Source organism: Arthrobacter pascens (assembly GCF_017052465.1).
Classification (GTDB): domain Bacteria; phylum Actinomycetota; class Actinomycetes; order Actinomycetales; family Micrococcaceae; genus Arthrobacter; species Arthrobacter pascens.
This window is the reverse complement of sequence record NZ_JAFHKT010000121.1, coordinates 1-23634: the sequence shown is the minus strand read 5'-3', so window position 1 is coordinate 23634 and position 23634 is coordinate 1. Positions and strand designations below refer to the sequence as shown.

Here is a 23634-nt window from a genome sequence, read left to right as displayed (position 1 = left end):
GACACCGCGTGGCAGACGAACCAGCAGGCAAGGCGGGGTGGTGGCGGGTATTCCACGACAAGTTCGTGGTCGAGGAACGCTACATGGATGCCAGCGCGCGGAAGGCGCTGTACATCACTGCTGGTGTCCTCGCCCTGGCGGGCGCATTCGTCTTCTTCCTGACGCTGACGGACGTGCTTCAGCAGGACGGCCTGGCCGGCGCCGATGAGTCGGCCCGGAGGTGGCTGCTCACCACCCGTTCGGAGGCGCTGACCGTTGTCATGATCATCCTGGCGGTTGTCTTCGGCCCGGTTGCGCTGCCGATCATCGTGCTGGTGGTTACCCTCGCATGGGGCATCCTGGCCAAACACGCCTGGCGACCGGTCCTGCTTGCGGCGGCCATGGTCACGGGCGTCGGACTCGCCCAGCTCATTGGCCATGCCGTCGAACGCACGCGTCCGCCTGTCGAACTCATGCTGTTCGGTGCCGACCATACATTTTCGTTTCCCTCGGGGCACGTGCTCGGTGCCTCCGACTTCCTGCTCGTGACCGCTTTCCTGGTCTTCTCCCGCCACCGGCGTCCGAAGATCACCATCATCGGTTTTATCGTCGCCATCATCGGCGTAATCCTTGCCGCCCTCAGCAGGCTCTACCTGGGCTACCACTGGGTGAGCGACGCCGTGGCTTCGGTGTCCCTGTCCCTGGTGGTGCTCGGGGCCGTGATTGCTGTGGACACGTGGCGGACCGCCAGGGTGCCGGGCGAAACGGTGACCGGAGAACTGTCGAAGGCTGATTCGCCGGCGGACTAACCGTGCCGCCGCAGCGTCCTGCGAGGGTTGCTGCGGATTCCGGCCGGTGCCAGGGTGGGGCATGGCCACTGAAGACGATGTCCGCCGAATCTGCCTCGCACTGCCCGGAGTCACGGAGCGCAGCAGCTGGAACCAGCCCGCGTGGTTCGCGAAATCCCTGATGGCCCGGATGTGGGACGAAGGCGTGCTGACGGTCAAGACCGCGGAGCGTGAGGCCCTCGCGGGTACTGACCCAGACACCTACTTCTGGACGCCGCATCACGAGCGGTCGCCCCAGCTGGTCCTGATCCGGCTGTCACGGCTCGACGACGGCGAACTCGCCGAGCTGTTGGAAGAATCATTCCTGCTGGCCGGCGGGCGGATATGAGTCCAAGAGCCGGGCGTTGCGGGCACGGGCGCGTTCAAGCTGCCGGCGGAGCCTGGCGTTGTCCACTTCGAGTTCCAGCACTTTCGCCACTCCTGCCAGGTTGAGTCCCTCATCAAGGAGCTCACCGATCCGCCGCAGTACCGCGAGGTCCGAATCGCTGTATTGCCGCGTCCCTCCGGAGGTCCGCCCGGGCGTCAGCAATCCGCGCCGTTCGTACAACCGGATGTTTTGTTGGCCGGTTCCGAGCAGATCCGCCACCACGGAGATTGCGTAAAGGCCCCTGCCTTCGTCCTGATCTGCCACGGTGCTTCCCTCGGTTGAGAATAATTTGATGTGCCTCTTGCACCAGTTTGACACCAGTGCTATAAAAAATCTATATCCACCACCATAGATGAGCTGGTGGATTACGGTGAAATACCTACATGCTGAAGGAGTGGGAAATGATGCTAATCCGTACCGACCCGTTCCGTGAGCTGGACCGGCTCACCCAGCAGGTCTTCGGAACCGCCGCCCGACCGGCTGCCATGCCCATGGACGCCTGGCAGGAGGACGGGGAGTTTGTGGTGGCCTTTGATCTTCCCGGCGTCCTGCCGGAGAAGGTAGACCTCAATGTGGAGCGGAACGTCCTTACCGTCAGGGCTGAACGCCAGGACCCCACGCAGCCCAATGTGGAGCTGGTGGTGGCCGAGCGGCCGCGCGGAGTTTTCAGCCGTCAACTGATCCTCGGAGACACTCTGGACACGGAGAACATCAAGGCGGGTTACGACTCCGGCGTCCTGACGCTTCGTATCCCCGTGGCGGAACAGGCAAAGCCGCGCAAGATTGAAATCGAACGCAAGGGCGAGCTCCACCAGATCGGAACCTGAGTCCGGCGGTCCATGGCAGGGCTGTCCGGCTCTATCGCCAGGGCGGCTTCCGGCTCAGGCCGGAGGCCGCTCCTGGTCATCAGCGGTCCGCCTGGTCCCGAGGCCGCTGAGCCAGTGAACCCTGTGGACCGACTGAACCCTCTGGACACCAGGAGAGGGGCACTCCCATGCCCGGCAATTCCCCGGATCACTACGTGGCACTGAACGTGCCGCGGACGGCCACCCAGCAGGAAATAGCGCGTGCCTACCGGTCCCTCCTCCGAACGCACCATCCGGACCTGGCCGGTCCCACGGCAGCACCCGCTGAACTGCAGCTCATCATGCAGGCCTTCGAGGTGCTCCGCGACCCGAGGCGGCGCCTTGCGTACGACCGCGACTTTCTGAGGAATGAGCAGAGGGCTGCGGCGGCCGGCCCCAGGGAAGGCCCGTCCGGAGACCATTCCCGCGAGGTTCCCGTGCGGCACGTCCGGCACGAGGACCCACCACTGCGGGCAACACCCGTCCGGTGGGAAAGCGGGCCCTGGGCCACCATCCGTTTCGACCCCCGAGGAGAACGACGACGATGAGCGATTGGCGAAGATACGATTCCCACCTGATCCCTGCCTTTCATGAGCGGTTTGAAGAACGCTGGGGCAAGAACACCGCGCCGTTCCTGGATCCTGAGGCCCACGAGGAGCCCCTTCCGCGTGCGCAGTGGATCAACCCCGCCACCGGCGCAGCCCTGGCCGTCGTGCCTATCTGGACGGACGACGACCGCCAGCACCGGTCGTTTGGGGTCTTCTACCTGCCGCCGGGAGGGGACATCTGGGTGCTCCGCCCCGGCTTCACCGGCTACCTGGAACCGGGGGAGGACGCTTCAGAGCATCTGCTGGCCCTGAGGAACGACGCCTTCAAGAAGGCCGTCGCCCACGCAAAGGATTTCTTGTTCGGCCCCGCAGTGATGCACTGAGCGGCTGGGCGTACGCAACGTCCGATGCCTGCGGCCGTCGCGGGTGCTACGGGCCTCGTCAGGTGGAGCGGCCTGTGTCATTCTGGAAGGCACCGCAAGTGCCGACGAAGGAGAATTGCCATGTTTTCGCCGAGGGGTTCGTTTTCCAGCTTCAGCGTCAACGACGTGGCGCAGGCCAAGGCGTTCTACGGACAGGTCCTCGGGTTGGACGACGTCGAGGCGGCAGTCGACGGGCTCAACGCCGCAGGCGTCCGGACCAAAACGTGATTTCAGTGATCAAGGGTGGTGGCCTGCTGGCCTGAGCCGCCATTTTCAGGCAAACTTCTTCTTCTGCCCATTTCGAAAGACATAGAGGTCCTCCATGCATGCCTCCGCCAAAGAGTTGGCCGCGAAGATTCCGCCGGGCTTCACGCTGGGGGTGGCCACCGCCGCCTTCCAGATAGAAGGCGCCCTTGACGAGGACGGCCGGGGGAAGGCCGGCTGGGACGTCTTCGCGGCCAAACCCGGCACCATCGTGGACGGCCACAGCCCGGCCGTCGCCTGCGACCACTATCACCGCATGCCGCAGGACGTGGCGCTCATGAAGGAACTGGGCATCGATTCGTACCGGTTCTCACTGTCCTGGCCCCGGATCCAGCCAGGAGGCAGCGGGCCCGTGAACCGGGCCGGGCTGGATTTCTACGACCGGCTGCTCGATGAGCTTCTGGAAAACGGGATATCCCCCATGGTGACCCTGTACCACTGGGACACGCCGCTGCCGCTGGACGAGGCGGGCGGATGGCTCAACAGGGACACCGCCTACCGGCTGGCGGAATTCGCCGCCATTGCCGCGGCCGCGTACGGGGACCGCGTGGCCCGCTGGGTGACCATCAACGAGCCGGCCACGGTGACCACGAACGGATACGCGCTGGGCCTGCACTCACCGGGGAAGGCGGACTTCGCGAACGGGCTGCCCTCGGTCCACCACCAGCTGCTTGGCCACGGTTTGGCGCTCCAGGCGCTGCGGGCGGCCAAAGTGCCGGGGGAGATCGGCATGACGAACGTGTACTCGCCGATGGTGCCCAATTCAGCCAATCCACTGGACAGGCTGAGCGCCGGGGCCATGGATGTGGCACAGAACCGCCTCTATGCGGACCCCGTCCTTGCCGGGAAGTATCCCGACCTCGTCCGCCTCGGGAAGTTCTTCTCCTCGTTTGAGCATCCCGACGAAGACATGGCCATCATTTCGCAGCCGCTGGACTTCTACGGGCTCAATTACTACATGCCCACCAGGGTGGCGGCCGGCGGAGGAGACAGCCCGGTTCCGGCTGCCATGGCGGAGGCCATCGGGGACGATCTCAGCAGCACCACCCCGGGCGCGCCGCTGCACATTGAGCCCTGGCCGGACACCGAGACCACGGCCTACGGCTGGCCGGTCAAGCCCGCATACATGGCCGTCGCCCTCAAGGAGATGGCAGAGCGGTATCCGAACCTTCCGCCGGTCATCATTACCGAGGGCGGCGCGAGCTTCGAGGACATCATCGTCCGGGACAAATCCACCAACCGCAGCTTCATTCCGGACGAGCGCCGCCTGCGGTACCTCTCGGACCACCTCGGCACCGCGCTCCGTGCCACGGCACCCGGCGGCGAGGCCGAGGCGGTGGATCTTCGCGGTTACTACGTGTGGTCACTGATGGACAATTTTGAGTGGTCCGGGGGGTATAACCAGCCGTTCGGGCTGGTGCACGTGGACTTCGAGACGCTCGAGCGGACACCCAAGGCGTCCTTCTACTGGTTTCAGGAGCTTCTGGAGGAGCGGACACTGGTTGCTGCCGCAGGAGCCGCTGTCGCCGCCGCCGCTGCCCCCCGAGGCGCAGTTCCCGAAGGCGCTGCCCCCGAGGGCGCGGACCGCGGAATGTCCGACGGCGGTGCGTCGCCGCTGGCCGGCTGAGCTGCCAGTTCAACTCAGATCAGGCCAGCTCAGTTCAGTTCAGATCAGTTCAAGTTCCTTGAGCTTCCGTGCAATGCCGGCGCCGTCGGGCGAGTAGATCCAGGGCACGGAGGAGGCACTGTGGTCTCCGTTTTCCGAATGTCCGCCAGCCAGTACGGACTCGCTGACGGAGAGCTGCCGGATGGCGATGGCGGCCACCCTGTCTGAATGCTCCTGGGTAAACGCGGAGTAGATCTGTTCGTCATGCTGGCCGTTGTCGCCGATCAGCAGCCAGCGCATGTTCGGAAATTCGGCGGCCAGGCGCTCCAGGTTTTGGCGCTTGTGGTCCTGGCCGCTGCGGAACCACCGGTCCTGGGTGAGTCCCCAGTCCGTGAGCACGAGCGCGCCGGAGGGATACATGTTGCGCGTGAGGAACCGGCCAAGGGTTGGCGCGGCGTTCCAGGGCCCGGTGGACAGGTAGATCACGGGGGCATCTGGGTGTTCCACGGTCAGCCGGTCCAGCAGCACAGCCATGCCCGGAGTAGCCATCCTGGCCCGCTCGCTCAGCACGAACGTGTTCCACAGGGCAAGGAAGGGCCTTGGCAGGGCCGTGACCATGACGGTGTCGTCGATGTCAGAGACGATGCCGAACCTGGTCTCCGGACCGATGACGAAAATGCTGGCCTCTGCCGGTTCGGTGCCTTGGGACCGCAACACAGCCGTGTGCCAGCCCGGGGAAAGGGAGACCCGGACATCAATGTCGATGAGCCCGCCCCTGTCGGCCCTGACCTTCGTCACGGTGCCGCCCACTTCGATTTCCACTTCGGATCCCGGGATGGGAACGCTGGTGAAGGCGCGCCAGCCCCGGACGTTCTGGGTTCCGTTCTTGGCGGCATGATCGGCCCGGCTGCCGGGCACGGGCTTGCTGGCCAGCACCACCCTGCCGAGCACCCGGACCCACTCGGTGGAACCGTAGCCCTGGTACGCGATGGTCTTGGGTTCGAACTTCCACCGCCGGGCAAGCTTCAGACGGGCGGTGTTGATCCCGTCGGAGAGCCGGTGGGCCAGGCGGAAAACGTGTGTACCTGACAAAGAAGATTCCTGTGACGCCATGTCCATGCCTTCACTCTGCCACAGGCCCCGGTCCGGCGGGCCGTTGCATGCCTCTGTTACCTGACCCGGCCGGCTTTCGCCCGTTCCGGCACGCCAGTCAGCCGTCCCCCAGCAGCCACCGCAACGTGTCCGCGTTCCGCACCGCGTTGCCGCCGCCGTCGTTGTTGAAATAGGCGTACACGTCCTTGCCCGCGCCGCGCCACTCACGGATCCTTTCCGCCCACCAGCGCAGGTCCTCGTCGGAGTACGAGCCGCCGTACAGGTGCTCGTGGTCCGGGCCGTGCAGCCTGACGTAGACGAAGGGTGCCGTGGCTCTCAGGATGCACGGCAGGTTGGCTCCGCTCATGACGCAGTAGGCCGCTTCGTGGCGCTCCAGCAGGCGGTAGACATCCGGATGGTCCCAACTCGGGTGCCGGAACTCCACACTCACCCGGATCCATTCGGGCAGGGCTGCCAGGAAGTAATCCAGCCGGCCATCGTCACGCGCCAGGTTCGGCGGGAGCTGGACCAGCAGGACGGCGCGTTTGTCACCGAGTTCGTGCCAGCACCGGGAAATCCTCTCGATCCAGACTTCCGGGCCGTAGAGTTTCTTGCCGTGCGTGAGGCCGCGGGGGGCCTTGAGCGACAGGGCGAACCCGTCGGGAAGCCGCCGCCGCCAACTGGCAAATGACGTGTCCCGCGGCCATCGGTAGAAACTGGCGTTCAGCTCCACCGTGCTGAACCTCGCCACATAATGCTGCAGCCTGTCGCGTGCGGGAAGCCCCGGCGGGTAGAGCACGTTCTCCCAGTGGTCGTAGCTCCAGCCTGACGTGCCGATATGAACGGGCACGGTCACTCGAAGTGCGTGGTCAGGTGTCCTCCGCCGGCCGACTCCACGATCGCGGCAGCCACGTCGCGGAGCTTCCTGTTGCGGTTGCTGGAGGCGGACTTGATCAGCGCGATGGCCTCCTCCTGGCTGCAGCGGTTCTGCGCGATGATGATGCCCACCGCTGTATCGATGATGGTGCGTGACTCCATCGCGGCTTTCAGGTTCGAGGCCGCGTCGCTGTGCTGGGCTATCCGGACGGCGAGGCGCAGGCCTTTGGCGGCCTGGCGGACGTAGCTGACGGCGCGCTCTATGGCATCGTCGTCGAACGCATTCGGCTTGTCCGAATAAATGTTGAGGCCGGCACGGGCGTTGCCCCCGGGGAGGTCGAACGGCACCGCCAGAACGGAGCGGATGCCGGCCTTGAGGACAGTGTCGTTGTAATCAGGAAATGCCGTATCCAGTTCAAAATCAGGTACATGGACGATGACGCCTTCCCGGCACGATCGGAGGCAGGGCCCGTCCTTGAACTGGTACTGGATCTCGTCCACCGCGCGCGCCTCTTCGCTGCTGCTGGCCACCGTGCCCGCCCTGCGGTCCCTCAGGAGCGTGATCCCGCAATACAGCTGGCCATGGGGTCCGGACAGTTGTTCGGCCGAGTAACGGGCGAGCTCGTTGAGGAAATCCTCGACGTCCTGGGTCTCCAGCAGGAGGTCCTGGACGTAGCCCGTCACGTCAGTCTCGTTCAGACGACTATCCAAAGGAGGCTCCTGTTCTGCCCTGTCACCGGTCGTATGGCTGGCCGGAGATCAGGCTCAAAGTCGTGGTCCGCGGCAGCTGCCCTACCCTCATCTCAGGCTACACCCGGGTTGCTCTCGTGCGGACGTTCCAGCTATGGCACTGTAAGGGCATGGTACGCATCGAGGATTATGCGGTGGTGGGTGACCTTCACACCGCGGCCCTAATCAGCACGGAAGGTTCCATCGATTGGCTGTGCCTGCCGCGCTTCGATTCGCCGGCCTGCTTCAACGCCTTGCTGGACACGCCCGAGTCCGGACGCTGGAAGATCGCTCCGGCCGGCGCGGGGGAGTGCACCCGGCGGAGCTACCGCAGGCATACCCTGATCCTCGAAACGGAATGGGAGACCGACGACGGTGCCGTCCGGGTCATCGACTTCATGCCGCCCCGTGACGAAGTGGCAGACATCGTGCGGATTGTTGAGGGAATTCACGGCCAGGTCAGGATGCGGGGCGAGCTGGCCCTCCGTTTCGACTACGGCCACATCATGCCCTGGGTGCGCCGCGACAGCCGCGGGCTGCACGCCATCGCCGGGCCGGACTCCGCCTACCTGGCCACCAACGCGCCCCTCCGGGGGGAACACATGCACACCGTCAGTGACTTCACGGTGAAAGCGGGCGAACGCGTGCCCTTCGTGCTGACATGGGCGCCCAGCCATGTCCGCCGGCCGCGGGCAGTGGACCCCGAAGCTGTCCTGGAGTCCACGGAGAAGTTTTGGCGTGACTGGTCCGGGCAGTGCAAGGTATCAGGTCCCTACAAGGACGCGGTGGAGCGCTCGCTCATTACGCTCAAGGCCCTCACCTATGCCCCCACCGGCGGCATCGTGGCAGCCGTGACCACGTCCCTGCCCGAGCAGTTGGGTGGACCGCGGAACTGGGATTACCGCTTCTGTTGGCTCCGTGACGCCACGCTGACGCTGCAGTCGTTGCTGGCCGTTGGCTATACCGCGGAGGCCGCCGCATGGCGGGACTGGCTGCTGCGGGCCGTCGCGGGTGATCCCGCGGACCTGCAAATCATGTACGGCATCCACGGCGAGCGCCGACTGCCCGAGATGGAGCTGCCGTGGCTTTCGGGCTACGAGGACTCGTCCCCGGTGCGGATCGGCAACGGCGCAGCCGGACAGTTGCAACTGGACGTCTGGGGCGAAGTGCTGGACTGCCTGTCGCTCACCCGCAATTCCCTGCTCACGCATCCGGACGAGGCGTGGGACGTCCAGGTGGCGCTGATGGAGTACCTCGAAGGTGTCTGGAACCAGCCGGACAACGGGCTGTGGGAGATGCGCGGACCGAGGCGCCATTTCACGCACTCGAAGGTCATGGCCTGGGTTGCCGCGGACCGGATGGTCAAGGGCGTGCGGGAATCGGGGCTGCCGGGACCCGCCGACCGCTGGGAGGCGCTGCGGGATACGATCCGGAACGATGTCATGACCCACGGCTTCGACGCTGACCGCAACACGTTCACCCAGTCCTACGGCCGCCCCGAACTGGACGCCAGCCTGCTTCTCATCCCGCGTGTGGGGTTCCTGCCGCCTGACGATCCCCGCGTGATCGGCACCATCGACGCCATCCAGCGCGAGCTGACTGAGGACGGTTTCCTGCTCCGGTACCGGCCCGAAGTCAGTGACGACGGCCTCCCGGGGGGCGAAGGCGTCTTCCTCGCCTGCTCCTTTTGGCTGGTGGAGGCGCTCCTTGGCGCGGGCCGCCACCGGCAGGCGACCCAGCTGTTCGAACGCCTCCTGGCGCTGCGCAACGACGTGGGCCTGCTGAGCGAAGAGTGGGGGGTCCAGAGCGGCCGGCATCTGGGAAACACACCGCAGGCCTTCAGCCATTTCGCCCTCGTGACGAGCGCCCTGCAGCTGCAACAGCGCCGGACCAAGCGAAGCAACAGGCCGCTGCGGGCAGGAACTGCGTTGTAGCTACCGTTTCCTGACGAAAACCGCTCCATTCGCCGGATCACTAAGTATACTTACTAACACCTATCCGACTGGCAAAGAAGGAGGAGGGCTGGAATGTCTGGATATTTTGAGCTGGTTGATGCCCCTGATGGCGGCTACCGGATCCGGCTGCTGGACGGCACTGGCGCGCTGATGGCTGTGTCCGTCACCTTCCCGACGAAGCGGGCGGCCGTGGCCGGGGTGGCCCGTGCCCGCGAAATTGCCGGGACAGGTCTGATCCGCGATAACTGCAGCGATGCCGTGGTGCGGTCGGCACTTCTTTCCCCTGGATCCTATGAGGCGGAACGCTGAGGCGGGGCATGCGTGCCGGGAGCCTGCGCCGGAAGGGGGTGCTGTTCGACGTCGACGGCACCCTGGTCGATTCCGCCTATATCCATACGCTCGCCTGGTGGCAGGCGTTCCGCCAGTCCGGTTTTGATGTGCCGATGGCGCGGATCCACCGCTGCGTGGGGATGGGCGGTGCGCGGCTGGTGGACCACCTGCTGCCGGACGGACGGGACACGGCCGTCGATGAGGATGTCCTCGCGGCCCACTCCGGAATATTCGGCACCTACTGGCCGGCCCTGAGGCCCTTGGACGGAGCGCGGGATTTGCTGGCGCAGTGCTGTGAAAGTGGCCTGGCGGTGGCGCTTGCTTCCTCGGCCCGGGATCAGGACCTCAAGGCCCTCCGCTCCAGCCTGGCCGCCGATTCCTTCATCGATGCGGCCACGAGCGCCAACGACGCCAAGGAGAGCAAGCCTGAGCCGGACATACTCGTCGCGGCACTGCGTGCCGTTGGGATCGAAGCGTCCGATGCCGTCTACGTGGGGGACGCCGTGTGGGATGTCTATGCCGCAGCCAGGCTGGACATCCCCACCATCGGCGTTACCTGCGGCGGGACGAGCGAGGCGGAGCTCCGGGAAGCGGGCGCCGTCGAAGTGTACGCCGGGCCGCGTGACCTGCTGGATAACCTCAGGGACAGTGCCATCGGGAGGCTTCTCGCGGGATAGCGAGCCGGATTACGGGCCCGGTAATGCGCCGCGCCGCCTATCGCTTGCGCCGCCTCATGCCGTGGCCGGCCCGGTCGTGGCCTCCCCGGGTGCCGGGCTGTCGGATGCAGGTTCATCGGCGTAGTCGCCCTTGTTCCATGACACAGTAACCGCAACCGATCCGTCGTCGTGCCTTGCGACTTGGGTGACCACTTCCGGAACCATTGCGCCCATGGCGAGGATCTTTGCGCGGTACGTGGTGACCAGTTCCTCAAGGCTGGACTCGGTCCACTCGCCGGGACGTATCCGGGTGGAAATCTCCACGGGTTCGGGCTGGTACAGCGTCATCATGATGCCTTTCCTTCGGTGGCGGGGGCAGTTCCTACGCTAGGAGGCTTCGGGGGCTGAAACAAGAGAAAAGGAAAGTGGGCTTACCTTTTGCCATGGGCCGCCGGAATGCTACCTTGACTGTGCGGCACCATTGATAAGCATGCTGATCTTTTTCCATTGAAGGAAGGGACCATGAAGGCACTGACTTGGCAAGGCAAGCGCTCCGTGAGCGTGGAGGAAGTTCCGGACCCCGTCATCCAGGAGCCCACCGACGCGATCATCAGGATTACCTCCACGGCGATCTGCGGTTCGGACCTTCACCTCTACGAGGTGCTGGGACCCTACATGCACAAGGGCGACGTTCTGGGCCACGAGCCCATGGGCATCGTGGAGGAGGTGGGGGCCGGCGTCACCAACCTGGCCAAGGGCGACAGGGTCGTGGTCCCATTCAACATCGCCTGCGGGCGCTGCTACATGTGTAGCCAGGGGCTGCAGTCACAGTGCGAGACGACCCAGGTCAGACAGAAAAACTCGGGGGCCGCGTTGTTCGGCTACTCGGAACTCTATGGCTCCGTGCCGGGCGGCCAGGCGGAATACCTGCGGGTCCCGTTTGCCGACTATGGCCCGGTCAAGGTCCGCCAGGAGCTCCCCGATGACCGCTACCTGTTTCTGTCCGACATCCTTCCCACGGCCTGGCAGGCCGTGAAGTACGCGGACGTCGCCGCCGGCGGGACGCTGGCCGTGCTTGGGCTCGGTCCCGTAGGCCAGTTCGCCTCGAGGGTCGGAACGCACCTGGGACTGCGCGTGGTCGGAGTGGATCCGGTCCTGGAGCGCCGCGAGATGGCTGCAAGGCACGGCGTCGAAGTCCTGGACTACTCCAAGGGCGTGGCTGATGAGCTCCGCGAGCTAACGGAGGGCCGCGGCGCCGATGGTGTGGTGGACGCCGTCGGCATGGAGGCCCATGGTTCGCCCGTGGCGGGATTCGCGCACCAGGCCCTGGGTCTGCTGCCGGACAAGCTGGCGCAAAAAGCCATGGAAACCGCGGGCGTGGACCGGCTCGCGGCCCTGCACACGGCCCTTGACGGGGTCCGCCGCGGCGGAACCGTGTCCCTGAGCGGCGTGTACGGAGGCCCGGCCAGCCCCATGCCGCTGCTGACCATGTTCGACAAGCAGATCCAGCTCCGGATGGGGCAGTGCAACGTCCGCCGGTGGACGGATGAGCTGCTTCCGCTGGTGGAGGACGACGCCGACCCGCTGGGTGTCATGGATCTGGTCACCCACCGTGCGGGGCTGGCCGAGGCGCCCGCGCTGTATGACAAGTTTCAGAAGAAGGAGGACGGCTGCATCAAGGTTGTTCTTCAGCCTTAGGGCGCCGAATTGGGCCGGTGTCCAAAGTGGTGGACCAGGATTCGTTGTTCAAATCCACGAATTTCTTAGTCCATGCGTGTCCCTTCGTTGTCGGCTGCCGCTCGTCACGGGCCCTATTGGCTGTAGGGAAGGCTGGCAGTCAGGCGGAAGCGTCGACGACGCAGAACCGGTTTCCGTCCGGATCTTCCAGGACGATGAAATCGGGGTCCTCCGGATACAGGTCCCAGTCCACCTGCGAGGCCCCCAGCCCCAAGAGCCGCTCCACTTCGCCCGCCTGGTCGTCGGCGTACAGGTCCAGATGGATGCGCGGATGCGGCTGCACGGGCGTTTCGCTGAGCATGAGGGCAAGCCTGGCGCCTTCGCCCTTTTGCGGGACCAGGACCACCCACGTTTCATCGCCCTCCTCGCGGGGGACATAGCCAAGGGCATCACACCAGAAGGCGGTGGCACGGGCGACGTCGTTCACTCCGAGGACAGTTGTTCCGATCGTCAGCATGGTCTCATGCTGGCGTGAGGCTGTTGATGTTGCAAGGGGCGTGGTCAGCACATGCTGTTCAGTGTGTGTTCGGCGACGTCCATCATTTCCAGGACGAGCGGGTTGTCCCCCAGAATAAAGGGCGCAGGCGGATAGGTGAGGGCCACGGTCACCTGCCTGGTTCCATCCGCGCTGGTCATTGAGACGGTCCCGTAGCCCAGGAGGTCTCCCGGATGGCCGTAGGCGAAGCCGTTGGTGCAGGTGTCGTTCCAGATCCACAGGCCGAGGCCGTAGAATCCGGCGGTGTTGGGAGTCTGCATCTCCTTCAACGTGGCGGGGCTCAGGAGCTTTCCCTGCATGAGGGCTGAATAGAACGTGTTCAGGTCCTGCACGGTGGATACCAGGCCCCCGGACGGCGACCCTGTGAGAACTGCCGGGGACGTCACATCCACGCGCTGGTCCTCGATGACCAGATAGCCGTGTGCGATGCCCGACGGCGGGGTCCTGGCGCCGATCATGAATGTGCCGCTCATCCCCAGCGGGCCGGTGATCTGCTCACTGATGACGTCACCGATCGGCTGTCCTCTGAGCCTCTCCACCAGCAGCGCCAACGCCACGTAGTCCGACTCCGAGTACTCGAACCCCTGGGCGAGCCGTTTCTCCCACGTCGTCCTCCCTGCCCAGGCAAGCCGTTGGGTCAGGCTCAGCCTGGTGTTGATCACTTCCTTTAGCGGCCTGGATGCAATCAGTTTCGCCGCGTAGTCCGGCATTCCCGACGAATGGCTGAGCAGATCGCGCACAGTGACCGGAAATGGCGGGTGCACGACGCGGCCAAGGTCCGGCAGGTGCTCGCTGACAGCGTCGTCGAGGCCAAGCCTGCCTTCCTCCACGAGCTTCAGGACGGTGACTGCCACCATGGATTTCGTCACGCTGGCGACTTCCACGGGATCGGAGGGCTGCACCGGTTCCCTGGTCTCGAGGCTTCTGACACCGATTGCCCGGGACCATTCTTCGCCCTTGTTCCTGACCTGCATCAGGACGGCCGGAGCGCCGTCATCGATCATGGTCCGGCCGAAGTTCTCGAGTTCGGCGAAGGCTGTGGCGGAAGCCGTTGGCTGCTCAGGCGGATCCGGTGACCCCGTGCAGCCGCCAAGGGAGGCGGCCAGGAGAGCGGCGGACATGGCCGCAAAGCATCGCAGGAAGGAGACCGGAAGCCTGAACCCTGGCATGCCATCAGATCCTTTGCCCGGGCCGGCGCTGAACCTACGACACCGAGGCCAGCTTGCCGGCACGAATCATGTTCCCTCGCGCGTTCCGTGGCGGTCAAGAGCCCGTACTCCGCTGACGGGGTCGCCGGAAACGCGCGGGGTCGCCGGAAGCCCACGGCGAATTCGCAGGCTTCCGGCGACCTGGGCGACCAGACAGGGACCGGCTAGGTCAGGCGGATCTGGCGGTTCATGTCCTTGTACAGCAAGTAACGGAACTGGCCCGGGCCGCCGGCATAGCAGGCCTGCGGGCAGAAGGCTCGCAGCCACATGAAGTCGCCGGCCTCCACCTCAACCCAGTCGTTGTTGAGCAGGTACATGGCCTTGCCCTCGAGGACGTACAGGCCGTGTTCCATGACGTGGGTCTCCGGAAACGGGATGACCCCGCCCGGCTGGAACGTCACAATGTTCACCTGCATGTCGTGTGCCAGATCGCTGGAATCCGTGAAGCGGGTCGTCTTCCAGGCGCCGTTGGTATCCGGCATCGCGGTGGGTTCCACCTCGGCATCACTGGTGACGAAGGACTTTGCCTCGTAGCCCTCCAGCCGCTCGTAGGCCTTGCGGATCCATTGGAAGGAGACAATGTCATCCGAGACGTTCTCCAGACCCCAGGTAGCACCCGCGGCCAGGTAGGCGTAGCCGCCTTCCTCAAGCTGGTGCAGTTCGCCGTCGAGGGTCAGGTTGACCTTTCCCTTGGTGACGAAGATGACGCCTTCGACGCCGGGCTCAAACTCGGCCTTGGGAGCGGCGCCGCCCGGGCCGATTTCCACGATCAGCTGCGAAAACGTGGTGGCAAACCCGGAGATCGGGCGGGCCAGGATCCAGGAGCGGGTGTTGGAGAAACCAGGCAGGGTGCTGGTCACGATGTCGGTCATGACGCCCTTGGGGATGACCGTGTAGGCCTCCGTGACGATGGCCCGTTCCGTGGTGAGGTGGGTCTGCGGCGGCAGGCCGCCCTGGGGGTAGTAGTACTTGCCCATCATTGGATCCTTACTTCGAAATGGTGTGGGCCAGCCTCGGGTGGGCCAGGCCGGTGAGTTGGGGGATTCCGACGCCGGCAAGCGCCTGGACCTCTTCGCCGCCTACGGCGCCGCACTGGACGCCGCGCAGCACGAATGCGGCCAGCGCCCGGGCGGTGGCGGGCTCGTCCATGACCCCGCCTTCGGTGCGGTCCACATAGTTGCGTAGCCGGGCCGCCGCGGCGGGCAGCCCTTGGCGGTAGAACGCGTACGTTGCAGCGAACCGGCTGGGCAGCTGGGCCGGATGCAGGTCCCAGCCCTGGTAGTAGCCGCGTTCGAGGGAACGCCGCACCAGCCGGCCGTGCAGCTGCCAGGCGTTTTCCACGTTGTCGCCAACCGGAATGATGTTGGTGGAGCCGTCCGAGAGCCGGATGCCGGTTCCCGCGACGGCCAGCTGCATGACCTCTTTGGCGAAGTCCGCCACCGGGTGCTCCATGGACTGGTACTCGGCAGAGATCTGCAGCGACGCCGAGTAGTCGTAGGTGCCGTAGTGCAGCCCGCTGATCCGGCCGGGAACTGCGTGCGGAAGCTGTGCCACGGGCGAGGTCCCGTCCGGGCCGAGGATGAGCTGCGGTGTCTCCACCTGCACCTCGAAGCGCAGGCGTCCGGCCGGGAGCGAATGGAGTTCCTCGAGCCGGGATACGGCGAACTCCATTGCCTGCACCTGGGCCACCGTGGTGACCTTCGGCAGTGTCAGGACCAGGCCGTCGGGCAGTTCGCCTGCTGCGGCCAGGCCGGACACGAAAAGGTCCAGCGTGCGCAGGCCGCGGGCCCTGGTGGGGGCCTCGAAGCACTTGAACCGGATGCCGATGAACGGAGGCGCGGAGCCGGCGGCGACCGCTGAGGCCACGGCGGACGCAGCGGCAACGGCGGCGGCGTCCTCGGCGTCGTCGCCCCTGTCTCCAAAGCCGTCCTCGAAGTCGAGGCGGAGGTCCTCGATCGGTTCGCTGCCCAGCTTGGCCTCCACCCGGGAGGCGACGGCGGCAGTGAGTTCCGCGTCCTGGCCCAGCAGCGCGCCCAGGCGGGCGAGCCCGCCGTGGGCTGCCGCCGTCGTGAGCGCCTGGGCGCCCCAGTCAGCGGTGAGCGACGGCGTGAACCGGTCCGCGGGCACGTACACCGTGTGGACGGGCTGGCGGGAGCCGTCGTCGCCAGGGTAGTTCTGCTCCAGCAGCCGGTCGGTGGCCGCCAGCTGTGAGTCGATCCGGGCGAGATCAGCCGCGCCGAGTGATGGTTCGGGTACCGCCATGCTTCAGCCCACCAGTTCGTAGGCCGGGGTGGTGAGGAAGTCCGTGTAGTCCTCGGAGAGGCAGATGTCCGCGATCAGGCTGCTGGCGGGCTGGTAGTAGCGATCGAAGGCCTCCTCGCCCACCTCGCCGCGAAGCTTCTCGGTTTCCTCGGCCAGGATCTTCGTGACCAGTTCGCGGGTGACGGTGTTGCCGGTGTCCGCCAGGACCACCTCGTTGCGGATCTGCTGCCACACCTGCGAGCGGGAGATCTCCGCCGTTGCGGCATCTTCCATGAGGTTGTGGATGGCCACCGCACCGTTGCCGGAGATCCACACCGCCGTGTAGGCGACGGCAACGTAGAGGTTCAGCCGAAGCCCGGCCTCGGTGACCTGGCCGTCGGCCGAGGCGATGTCCAGCAGCTGGCCGGCGGTCACGGAGACCTCCGGGCGCTGCTTGTCCAGCTGGTTGGGCTTGTCGGCGAGGACCGCATCGAACACTTCCTTGCAGACGGGGACGAGGTCCGGGTGGGCCACCCAGGAGCCGTCGAAGCCGTCGTTCGCCTCGCGGGTCTTGTCCGCGCGGACCTTCTCGAAGGCCTGGGCCGTGACTTCGGGTTCGCGGCGGTTGGGGATGACGGCCGCCATGCCGCCCATGGCGAAGGCGCCGCGGTGGTGGCAGGTTTTGACCAGCAGTTCCGTGTAGGCGCGCATGAAGGGCGCGGTCATGGCCACGGTGGCGCGGTCCGGCAGCACGAAGCTGGCGCCGGCGTCGCGGAAGTACTTGATGATGCTGAACAGGTAGTCCCAGCGGCCGGCGTTCAGGCCGGAGGCGTGGTCGCGGAGTTCGTAGAGGATCTCGTCCATCTCGAACGCGGCGGGGATGGTCTCGATCAGGACGGTGGCGCGGATGGTGCCCTGGTGGATGCCGAGGAAGTCCTGTGCGAAGACGAACACCTCGTTCCACAGGCGGGCCTCGAGGTGGCTTTCCATCTTCGGCAGGTAGTAGTACGGGCCCTGGCCGTTGAGGATCAGCTGCTTGGCGATGTGGAAGAAGTGCAGCCCGAAGTCCACGAGGGCACCCACGGCGGGTACGCCGTCGATCAGCAGGTGCCGTTCCTCCATGTGCCAGCCGCGGGGGCGGGCCACCACGACGGCGAGCGGGGCGTCGGTGCGGAGCCGGTACTCCTTGCCTTCCGGGGACGTGTAGCTCAGGGTCCCGGTGGCGGCATCACGCAGGTTCAGGATGGCGTCGATGACGTTGGCCCATGTGGGGGTGCTGGCGTCCTCGAGGTCCGCGAGCCATACCTTGGCGCCGGAGTTCAGCGCATTGATGGCCATCTTGGCGGGTGAGGCGGGACCCGTCATCTCGACCCGGCGGTCCTGCAGGGCCGCCGGTGCCGGCGCAACCTTCCAGTCGCCTTCGCGCACGTCCTGGGTGTCCGGCAGGAAATCCAGGCTGCCGGTCCTGGCCACGTGCTCGCGCTTCGCGGCCCGGGCCTGGAGGAGTTCGGCGCGCGTGCCCGCGAACCGCTTGTGGAGCTCTTCGACGAACGCGAGGGCCTTCGGTGTGAGAATCTCCTCTGCCCGCTCGATCGGCCGGGGGTCTGTGACTGTGATAGCCATTGTGGGTCCTTTCCAGGGCTGAGAATCAGGCGTTGGCGAGGGCTGCTGCTGTGTTTGCAGCTGCAGCTGCATGTGCTGCTGCTTCCATTGTGTCCCCCGTCGCTGCCGGTGACGTGTGAACTCCGGCTGCGGCGTGGGCTGCGGCGGCCACTGCTGCTGCGACATCTGCGGCCACGTGGGGGTCGAAGACGCTGGGGATGATGTAGCTGGCGTTGAGCTCATCGTCAGCCACGCGGTTGGCGATGGCCTCGGCGGCGGCCACCAGCATCTCGGGGGTGATGTCGGAGGCGCCGGCGTCCAGCAGCCCGCGGAAGAAGCCCGGGAAGGCCAGCACGTTGTTGATCTGGTTGGGGAAGTCGCTGCGTCCCGTGGCCACCACGGCGGCATGCTTGGAGGCGATGGCAGGGTCGATTTCGGGCGTCGGGTTGGCCATGGCAAACACGATGCCGTCCTTGGCCATCGAGGCGACCTGTTCCTCGCCGATCACGTGGGGTGCGCTGACGCCGATAAACACATCCGCACCATTGAGGGCCTCGTGCAGGGTGCCTGAGAATCCCTCCTCGTTGGTGTTGGCGGCAATCCAGCTGCGGTGTTCGTCGTTGTACTGCTCGCCGGAGTGGATGGCGCCGGAGCGGCCGGCGGCCACGATGTGCTTCGCGCCCTGGGCCTTGAGCAGCTGGATAATAGCCGAGCCCGCGGCGCCGACGCCCGAGACGACGATCCGCACCTCGTCGAGCTTCTTGCCGACGACGCGCAGCGCATTGACGAGGGCGGCAAGGGTGACGATGGCGGTGCCGTGCTGGTCGTCGTGGAAGACCGGGATGTCGAGTTCCTCGCGGAGCCGGTTTTCGATCTCGAAGCAGCGGGGGGCCGCGATGTCCTCGAGGTTCACGCCGCCGTAGACCGGCGCGAGGGCCTTGACGATCTTGATGATCTCCTCGGTGTCCTGCGTGTCCAGGCAGACGGGCCAGGCGTCAACGTTGGCGAACTGCTTGAACAGCGCAGCCTTGCCCTCCATCACGGGCAGCGCAGCGGCCGGGCCGATGTTGCCGAGGCCGAGAACGGCCGAACCGTCGGTGACCACGGCGATGGTGTTCCGCTTGACGGTGAGGTTCCGGGCGGCGTCGGGGTTTTCCGCGATGGCAAGGCAGACGCGGGCGACGCCGGGGGTGTAGGCGCGGGAGAGGTCGTCGCGGTTGCGCAGGGCCACCTTGGGAACGACCTCCAGCTTGCCGCCCAGGTGCATGAGGAAGGTGCGGTCCGAGACGTTCCGGACCCGGACGCCGTCGAGCGCGTTCAGGGCGTCCTTGACCCGGTTGGCGTGGTCGTCGTCGGTGGTGTTGCAGGTGACGTCCACAACCAGGGTCTCGTGGTGGGACTCGGTGACGTCGAGGGCCGTGATGGCCGCGCCGGCGGCGCCCACGGCCGCGGCGAGCTCGCTGGTGGCGGTGAAGCTGGACGGCGCCTCGACGCGCAGGGTGATCGAATTTCCGGGGCTCGGGTTCGCCATTGAAGGTCCTCCTGGTTGGGCCCATCGCTGGGCTTGGCTTTCGCCGCTGAATGTTTTCGTATTATGGATATTATTATCTACTTTATGGAAACACAAGCCCCTTGGGAAGGTGGATTGGGCGCATCGACGCGGACCCCCGCCGTGCTGTAACTTAGGCTTTCTAAGCAGTTCTTTTCACAATGCGGATAAGAGTTGTCGGAATCTACCCCAGCAGGAGACGACGGAATGGCCGAAAAAGCCGCGGGAGGCGTGCAGTCCGTTGAGCGCGTCTTCGAACTTTTGGAACTCATCACGGATGCCGGGGGAGACGTCACGCTCAGCGAGCTGTCCTCCTCCACCGACCTGCCCCTGCCCACGATCCACCGCCTCCTGCGCACCCTCGTTACGCTCGGCTACATCCGCCAGCTGCCGAACCGCCGCTACGCCCTGGGCCCGCGGCTGATCCGGCTGGGCGAAGGCGCCAACAAGCAGCTGGGAGCCCTCGCGCGGCCGCAGCTCAAGTCCCTCGTGGACCGGCTTGGCGAGACGTCCAACATGGCCGTGCTCGATTCGGACATGGTGATCTATGTGGCCCAGGTCCCGTCCCTGCATTCCATGCGCATGTTCACCGAGGTGGGCCGCCGCGCGCATACCCACGACACGGGCGTGGGCAAGGCCATCCTTGCCCAGCTCGACGACGAGGCGGTCCGCGGGATCGTGAGCCGGACCGGCATGCCGACGCCCACTCCCAAGAGCATTGGCGATATTGACGCCCTGCTGGCTGACCTGAAGCTCATCCGCGAGCGCGGGTACTCCATCGACGAGGAGGAGCAGGAACTCGGTGTCCGTTGCTTCGCCATGGCGGTGCCGAATGCCCCCACTCCGACGGCGATTTCCGTGTCCGGGCCGGTGTCGCGCGTGGACAAGTCCTTTGCCGACCGCGCCGTGCCGCTGCTCCGCGAAGCGGCCCAGGCGATTTCCGACGAATTCAACCAAAACTAACCCCCGTCGTCGTGGTTCCGCTACGGCGCGAACAAGCAGGTAATGCCCCCAGATCTCGGATTTGGGGGCATTAGCTGCTTGTTCGCGCTGGCGGGTTAGTGCTCGGATGCTGTCGAGGCCTGGATCGGGACTTCCTTGCCGTCGCAGTCAATCAGCTTGCCGCCCTCGAAGCGGTCGCCGTCGGCCAGGCACTGCAGGTCCTCCTCCCGGACCACGCGCCCCGTGCCGGCCACGAACACTGACTGGTTCTCCGAGTTGCCGGCCTTGAGGTGGTTGAAGAGCAGGTTCAGCAGGATGGCCATGACGGCGGCCGAGCTGATGCCGGAGTGGAAGATGGTGCCGAACCAGGACGGGAACTGGTCGTAGAACGCGGGGGCGGCGATCGGGATCATGCCGAAGCCGATGGACGCCGCCACGATGATCAGGTTCATGTTGTTCCGGTACTCCACTTTGGCCAGCGTCCGGATGCCGCTGGCGGCAACCGTTCCAAAGAGTACGACGCCGGCACCGCCCAGGACGGGAGTCGGCACCGCTGCGACCACCCGGCCAAGCACCGGCAGCAGGCCCAGGATCACCAGGATCAGGCCGCCTGCGCTGACGACGAAGCGGCTCTTGACGCCGGTGATGGCAACGAGGCCCACGTTCTGAGCGAAGGCGCTCTGCGTGAAGGAGTTGAACAGCGGGGAGATGGCGCTGGAGAGCATGTCGGCCCGCAGGCCGTCGCCGATGCGCTTGGAGTCCACCTTGGTGCCCACGATTTCGCCCACGGCAATGATGTCCGCCGAGGTCTCCGTGAGGGTCACCAGGATGACGATCAGCATGGAGATGATCGCGGCGATCTCGAACGTGGGAGCACCGAAGGCGAAGGGGGTGGGGAAGGCAACTATTTCGCCCTGGCCCACCTTGGAGAAGTCGGCCATGCCGAAGACGAAGGCAATCCCCGTGCCCAGAACCATGGCTAGCAGGATGGAAAGCCGGGAGATCGCTGCGCTGCCCACTTTGCTGAGCAACAGGACGATTGCCATGGTGGCGGCGGCCAGGCCGATGTTGGCCATGCTGCCGTAGTTGGGTGCCTTGCTGTTGCCGCCCATGGCCCAGTTGGCCGCGACCGGCATCAGCGTCAGGCCGATGGTGGTGATCACCGTGCCGGTGACCACCGGCGGGAAGAAGCGAATGATTTTGGAAAACAGCGGCGTAATCAGCAGGCCGATCAGCGAGGCCGCAATCACGGAGCCGAAGACGGCTTGGATCCCGCCGCCCCCGTGGACGATCGCCACCATGGTGGACACTCCGGCAAACGAGACGCCCTGGACCAGGGGCAGCTGGGATCCGAAGAACCGGATGCCGATCGTTTGAAGGATCGTGGCCAGGCCGCCCACAAAGAGGCAGGCGGCGATCAGGAGCCCGATGTCCTGCGATGACATGCCGGCGGCCGCACCGATGATCAGCGGCGGGGCAATGATGCCGCCGTACATCGTGAGGACGTGCTGGAACCCGTAGGCAAAGGTGGCCCCAAGCGAGAGTCGTTGGTCTTCGGGGCGGGCGGCCGCTGTGCGGGCTTTTTTCTTGGTGTTCATGGCAGACTTCCTTGGTTCATGGCAGACGCCTTCGTCTGGCTAACAATGTCTGGCTAACGGGTATGGCTGAAAGATGTGGGCGTTGGCCGCTGGATTTCGACAGGCTCAATCACCGGTGGTTGAGCTTGTCGAAACCAAAGGATCTCGACAAGCTCAACCGTTGGTACTGAGGGCTTAGCAGAAGCCGGCGATGCCGGACCAGGCGATCTCCGCGGGGGCGGCGTCTTCGCGCTGGACGGTGGCCTCGATCAGGCCGTACGGACGGTCGGCGGCAAAGAACACCTCGTTGGGGTTGTCCAGGCCGAACGGCGACAGGTCCACCAGGAAGTGGTGCTTGTTGGGCATCGAGAACTTGATCTCATCGATCTCGCTGTGGGCTTCAAGGACCTTGGCGCCCATGTCGAAAAGCGTCTGCTGCAGGGCGTGGGAGTACTTTTCGGTAAATCCTTCGAGCAGGAGGCCCTTGATGTCCTCGTAGCTCTTGTTGAAGTCCAGCGAGCTGAAGTCCGTTCCGGCCTTGAACCGCCAGCGTGCGGAGACGTCGGTGGCCAGGATGCGGTCGGTGGTCTCCGGCAGGGTGGTGTACTTGTCCTTCGGGTACCCCACGAAGCCCGACTGCGTGGACTTCAGGACGGTCAGGTCCTTGAGCCCGGAGATCAGGTGGGTTGCCGCGCCGTCCTTCACGAGGACTGCGGTGCGGACCTCCTGGCCGTTGCGCACGAAGGAGTGGTCGTGCGCGGCACCGTGGGCCTGGATCCGGTCCCAGCTGTAGGATTCCGCTTCCCAGCGTCCGCCGGTGACCCAGTCGAAGCTGGAGGTGAAGTGCTCGCCCAGGCGCAGCAGGAACGCCTCCGGTGAGCCGATCCCGTCCTTGGCGAACGCGTAGATGGTGTTCTTCTGGGTGTCCGTTGCCACGACGTGGCTGTTGTCGCCTTCGAGGTGGGCGGCGGCGAAGTCGCCACGGAGCTGCGAGGTGACGTTCAGGTCTTCGATTTCGTGGCGGGCCGTGTCCCGGGTGATTTTGACGACCCGGACTTCGGCCTTGCCGTACTGGTTCTGGCCGAGGATGATTTTGCTGCTCATGGTCTGTTCCCAACTTCCGTGAGGTGGAACCTAGGTTCCATCATTGAAATTAAGCGCGCATTTCCAGCGCGTTTCCGGTGGTGCCGACCCAACAAAAAAGAGCCGGCATCCATTGATGCCAGCTCATTACGACCCTGCCTGCTGCTCCCAGGTTACGTGACCCACGCCACGAATTGCTTAAAGCGTAGCCGAGTCCAGGCGGTGGTGTACATCACTTTCTGAAAATCCTGATTGTGACCGGAGCACTCCGGAGCCATTGACCCGACGGTCCGCGCGCCCTAATATTTTCATATAGCAATAAGTTCATTCCGCAATACGAAAAAACCTAGGGAGGATCAGATGTACCCGCAGGACCAGTTCCCCGTTGCACCGGCCGAGACGGCCAGCCCCTCAGTCCCGGAGTTCTACCTCCCCCGCGGAGGCGGAGCGGATCCGGATTTTTACCTTCCCGCGGACCGTACCCACGCACCCGGCCCCATCTCCCGCTGGATTCACAGCCTTCCGGTGTTTGGTCGCCGGCGGCCCTAGGTGTAATTCCCACGGAGGTTATGAACGCGGCTGATGGGAGTTTTTCCTCCGATGCCGGTATGGGTCCTGTGATGATTGTACTGATGTAGCCAATCGGGGTACGTGGCTGCTCGCTCGGTTTCTGATGTGTAGG

The 23634-nt window shown here is 65.4% G+C and carries 24 protein-coding genes and 2 pseudogenes; 12 read left to right on the top strand and 14 right to left on the bottom strand.

Features of this window, described 5'->3' with window-relative positions; all coding sequences use genetic code 11:
- Positions 1–8: 8 nt before the first annotated feature.
- Together JYA52_RS06920 and JYA52_RS06915 are read left to right on the top strand one after the other, a co-directional pair.
- Positions 9–788, top strand: coding sequence for a phosphatase PAP2 family protein (locus JYA52_RS06920; RefSeq protein WP_372433757.1), 780 nt, complete (start codon positions 9–11; stop codon positions 786–788).
- Positions 789–849: 61 nt separating this feature from the next.
- Positions 850–1155 carry an MmcQ/YjbR family DNA-binding protein gene (locus tag JYA52_RS06915; protein ID WP_205652460.1) on the top strand — a complete coding sequence of 102 codons (306 nt, stop codon included), beginning with the start codon at positions 850–852 and terminating at the stop codon, positions 1153–1155.
- Here the strand turns inward: JYA52_RS06915 and JYA52_RS06910 are convergent.
- The gene (locus JYA52_RS06910; RefSeq protein WP_205652459.1) at positions 1126–1458 is read right to left on the bottom strand and encodes a MerR family transcriptional regulator; all 333 of its coding nucleotides are present in this window, start codon (positions 1456–1458) and stop codon (positions 1126–1128) included. The two genes, JYA52_RS06915 and JYA52_RS06910, sit on opposite strands and share 30 nt — an antisense overlap.
- A gap of 140 nt (positions 1459–1598) precedes the next feature.
- Here JYA52_RS06910 and JYA52_RS06905 point away from each other — a divergent pair, with 140 nt between their 5' ends.
- The 5 genes from JYA52_RS06905 (at position 1599) to JYA52_RS06885 (ending at position 4900) form a co-directional block, all read left to right on the top strand.
- The gene (locus JYA52_RS06905) at positions 1599–2021 is read left to right on the top strand and encodes an Hsp20/alpha crystallin family protein (protein WP_205652556.1); all 423 of its coding nucleotides are present in this window, start codon (positions 1599–1601) and stop codon (positions 2019–2021) included.
- A gap of 167 nt (positions 2022–2188) precedes the next feature.
- The gene (locus tag JYA52_RS06900) at positions 2189–2587 is read left to right on the top strand and encodes a J domain-containing protein (RefSeq protein ID WP_205652458.1); all 399 of its coding nucleotides are present in this window, start codon (positions 2189–2191) and stop codon (positions 2585–2587) included.
- Entirely contained in the window at positions 2584–2970 is a 387-nt protein-coding gene (locus JYA52_RS06895; protein ID WP_205652457.1) for a hypothetical protein, read from the top strand. The genes JYA52_RS06900 and JYA52_RS06895 overlap by 4 nt, the downstream gene beginning before the upstream one ends.
- Before the next feature lie 120 nt (positions 2971–3090).
- Positions 3091–3237 (top strand): hypothetical protein, encoded by a 147-nt coding sequence (locus JYA52_RS06890; RefSeq protein WP_205652456.1) that lies wholly within the window; start codon positions 3091–3093, stop codon positions 3235–3237.
- A 94-nt stretch (positions 3238–3331) separates the two neighbouring features.
- Positions 3332–4900: a GH1 family beta-glucosidase gene (locus tag JYA52_RS06885; RefSeq protein WP_205652455.1), complete on the top strand. Its 1569-nt coding sequence runs from the start codon at positions 3332–3334 to the stop codon at positions 4898–4900.
- Between the two features lie 39 nt (positions 4901–4939).
- Here the strand turns inward: JYA52_RS06885 and JYA52_RS06880 are convergent, their stop codons facing one another.
- From JYA52_RS06880 to JYA52_RS06870, 3 genes are all read right to left on the bottom strand, one after another.
- Positions 4940–5998 (bottom strand): App1 family protein phosphatidate phosphatase, encoded by a 1059-nt coding sequence (locus JYA52_RS06880; RefSeq protein WP_205652454.1) that lies wholly within the window; start codon positions 5996–5998, stop codon positions 4940–4942.
- A gap of 91 nt (positions 5999–6089) precedes the next feature.
- Positions 6090–6821: a DUF72 domain-containing protein gene (locus JYA52_RS06875; RefSeq protein ID WP_205652555.1), complete on the bottom strand. Its 732-nt coding sequence runs from the start codon at positions 6819–6821 to the stop codon at positions 6090–6092.
- 2 nt (positions 6822–6823) lie between these two features.
- Positions 6824–7558, bottom strand: a complete 735-nt coding sequence (locus JYA52_RS06870; RefSeq protein ID WP_205652453.1) for a GAF and ANTAR domain-containing protein — start codon at positions 7556–7558, stop codon at positions 6824–6826.
- A 149-nt stretch (positions 7559–7707) separates the two neighbouring features.
- Between JYA52_RS06870 and JYA52_RS06865 the strand changes: the two genes are divergently transcribed.
- The 3 genes and pseudogenes from JYA52_RS06865 (at position 7708) to JYA52_RS06855 (ending at position 10538) form a co-directional block, all read left to right on the top strand.
- Complete coding sequence (locus JYA52_RS06865) at positions 7708–9510, top strand: glycoside hydrolase family 15 protein (protein ID WP_205652452.1); 1803 nt, start codon at positions 7708–7710, stop codon at positions 9508–9510.
- Positions 9511–9603: 93 nt separating this feature from the next.
- Positions 9604–9786 (top strand): annotated as a pseudogene (locus JYA52_RS06860) (DUF1508 domain-containing protein); the annotation flags it as partial.
- A gap of 62 nt (positions 9787–9848) precedes the next feature.
- Positions 9849–10538 (top strand): HAD family hydrolase, encoded by a 690-nt coding sequence (locus tag JYA52_RS06855; RefSeq protein ID WP_205652451.1) that lies wholly within the window; start codon positions 9849–9851, stop codon positions 10536–10538.
- A 54-nt stretch (positions 10539–10592) separates the two neighbouring features.
- On the opposite strand, the gene JYA52_RS06850 is transcribed toward JYA52_RS06855, so the two are convergent.
- On the bottom strand, positions 10593–10868 hold the full coding sequence (locus JYA52_RS06850; RefSeq protein ID WP_240460044.1) for a hypothetical protein: 276 nt from the start codon (positions 10866–10868) through the stop codon (positions 10593–10595).
- A 171-nt stretch (positions 10869–11039) separates the two neighbouring features.
- Here JYA52_RS06850 and JYA52_RS06845 point away from each other — a divergent pair, with 171 nt between their 5' ends.
- Entirely contained in the window at positions 11040–12215 is a 1176-nt protein-coding gene (locus tag JYA52_RS06845; protein WP_205652450.1) for a zinc-dependent alcohol dehydrogenase, read from the top strand.
- A gap of 139 nt (positions 12216–12354) precedes the next feature.
- On the opposite strand, the gene JYA52_RS06840 is transcribed toward JYA52_RS06845, so the two are convergent.
- From JYA52_RS06840 to JYA52_RS06815, 6 genes are all read right to left on the bottom strand, one after another.
- Positions 12355–12711, bottom strand: coding sequence for a VOC family protein (locus JYA52_RS06840; protein ID WP_205652449.1), 357 nt, complete (start codon positions 12709–12711; stop codon positions 12355–12357).
- A 44-nt stretch (positions 12712–12755) separates the two neighbouring features.
- On the bottom strand, positions 12756–13919 hold the full coding sequence (locus JYA52_RS06835) for a serine hydrolase domain-containing protein (RefSeq protein WP_205652448.1): 1164 nt from the start codon (positions 13917–13919) through the stop codon (positions 12756–12758).
- A gap of 203 nt (positions 13920–14122) precedes the next feature.
- On the bottom strand, positions 14123–14935 hold the full coding sequence (locus JYA52_RS06830; protein ID WP_205652447.1) for a bifunctional allantoicase/(S)-ureidoglycine aminohydrolase: 813 nt from the start codon (positions 14933–14935) through the stop codon (positions 14123–14125).
- Positions 14936–14945: 10 nt separating this feature from the next.
- Entirely contained in the window at positions 14946–16220 is a 1275-nt protein-coding gene (locus tag JYA52_RS06825; protein ID WP_205652446.1) for a DUF6986 family protein, read from the bottom strand.
- Between the two features lie 3 nt (positions 16221–16223).
- On the bottom strand, positions 16224–17822 hold the full coding sequence (gene aceB, locus JYA52_RS06820; protein WP_205652445.1) for a malate synthase A: 1599 nt from the start codon (positions 17820–17822) through the stop codon (positions 16224–16226).
- A gap of 25 nt (positions 17823–17847) precedes the next feature.
- Positions 17848–19332, bottom strand: coding sequence for an NAD-dependent malic enzyme (locus JYA52_RS06815; protein WP_205652444.1), 1485 nt, complete (start codon positions 19330–19332; stop codon positions 17848–17850).
- Between the two features lie 225 nt (positions 19333–19557).
- Between JYA52_RS06815 and JYA52_RS06810 the strand changes: the two genes are divergently transcribed.
- On the top strand, positions 19558–20313 hold the full coding sequence (locus tag JYA52_RS06810; protein WP_205652443.1) for an IclR family transcriptional regulator: 756 nt from the start codon (positions 19558–19560) through the stop codon (positions 20311–20313).
- Between the two features lie 95 nt (positions 20314–20408).
- On the opposite strand, the gene JYA52_RS06805 is transcribed toward JYA52_RS06810, so the two are convergent.
- The 3 genes and pseudogenes from JYA52_RS06805 to JYA52_RS06795 form a co-directional block, all read right to left on the bottom strand.
- A complete protein-coding gene (locus JYA52_RS06805; RefSeq protein ID WP_205652442.1) occupies positions 20409–21890 on the bottom strand; it encodes a nucleobase:cation symporter-2 family protein in 1482 nt (493 codons plus the stop codon).
- A 174-nt stretch (positions 21891–22064) separates the two neighbouring features.
- Positions 22065–22973 carry a factor-independent urate hydroxylase gene (gene pucL, locus JYA52_RS06800; RefSeq protein ID WP_205652441.1) on the bottom strand — a complete coding sequence of 303 codons (909 nt, stop codon included), beginning with the start codon at positions 22971–22973 and terminating at the stop codon, positions 22065–22067.
- A 524-nt stretch (positions 22974–23497) separates the two neighbouring features.
- Positions 23498–23634, bottom strand: a pseudogene (locus JYA52_RS06795) (IS481 family transposase); the annotation flags it as partial.

Bases quoted from the DNA above. Each gene is read 5' to 3' on its own strand.
- JYA52_RS06915 (WP_205652460.1), top strand. From the start codon at position 850: ATGGCCACTGAAGACGATGTCCGCCGAATCTGCCTCGCACTGCCCGGA.
- JYA52_RS06905 (WP_205652556.1), top strand. From the start codon at position 1,599: ATGCTAATCCGTACCGACCCGTTCCGTGAGCTGGACCGGCTCACCCAG.
- JYA52_RS06900 (WP_205652458.1), top strand. From the start codon at position 2,189: ATGCCCGGCAATTCCCCGGATCACTACGTGGCACTGAACGTGCCGCGG.
- JYA52_RS06895 (WP_205652457.1), top strand. From the start codon at position 2,584: ATGAGCGATTGGCGAAGATACGATTCCCACCTGATCCCTGCCTTTCAT.
- JYA52_RS06890 (WP_205652456.1), top strand. From the start codon at position 3,091: ATGTTTTCGCCGAGGGGTTCGTTTTCCAGCTTCAGCGTCAACGACGTG.
- JYA52_RS06885 (WP_205652455.1), top strand. From the start codon at position 3,332: ATGCATGCCTCCGCCAAAGAGTTGGCCGCGAAGATTCCGCCGGGCTTC.
- JYA52_RS06880 (WP_205652454.1), bottom strand. From the start codon at position 5,998: ATGGACATGGCGTCACAGGAATCTTCTTTGTCAGGTACACACGTTTTC.
- JYA52_RS06865 (WP_205652452.1), top strand. From the start codon at position 7,708: ATGGTACGCATCGAGGATTATGCGGTGGTGGGTGACCTTCACACCGCG.
- JYA52_RS06855 (WP_205652451.1), top strand. From the start codon at position 9,849: ATGCGTGCCGGGAGCCTGCGCCGGAAGGGGGTGCTGTTCGACGTCGAC.
- JYA52_RS06850 (WP_240460044.1), bottom strand. From the start codon at position 10,868: ATGATGACGCTGTACCAGCCCGAACCCGTGGAGATTTCCACCCGGATA.
- JYA52_RS06845 (WP_205652450.1), top strand. From the start codon at position 11,040: ATGAAGGCACTGACTTGGCAAGGCAAGCGCTCCGTGAGCGTGGAGGAA.
- JYA52_RS06840 (WP_205652449.1), bottom strand. From the start codon at position 12,711: ATGCTGACGATCGGAACAACTGTCCTCGGAGTGAACGACGTCGCCCGT.
- JYA52_RS06835 (WP_205652448.1), bottom strand. From the start codon at position 13,919: ATGCCAGGGTTCAGGCTTCCGGTCTCCTTCCTGCGATGCTTTGCGGCC.
- JYA52_RS06830 (WP_205652447.1), bottom strand. From the start codon at position 14,935: ATGGGCAAGTACTACTACCCCCAGGGCGGCCTGCCGCCGCAGACCCAC.
- JYA52_RS06825 (WP_205652446.1), bottom strand. From the start codon at position 16,220: ATGGCGGTACCCGAACCATCACTCGGCGCGGCTGATCTCGCCCGGATC.
- aceB (WP_205652445.1), bottom strand. From the start codon at position 17,822: ATGGCTATCACAGTCACAGACCCCCGGCCGATCGAGCGGGCAGAGGAG.
- JYA52_RS06815 (WP_205652444.1), bottom strand. From the start codon at position 19,332: ATGGCGAACCCGAGCCCCGGAAATTCGATCACCCTGCGCGTCGAGGCG.
- JYA52_RS06810 (WP_205652443.1), top strand. From the start codon at position 19,558: ATGGCCGAAAAAGCCGCGGGAGGCGTGCAGTCCGTTGAGCGCGTCTTC.
- JYA52_RS06805 (WP_205652442.1), bottom strand. From the start codon at position 21,890: ATGAACACCAAGAAAAAAGCCCGCACAGCGGCCGCCCGCCCCGAAGAC.
- pucL (WP_205652441.1), bottom strand. From the start codon at position 22,973: ATGAGCAGCAAAATCATCCTCGGCCAGAACCAGTACGGCAAGGCCGAA.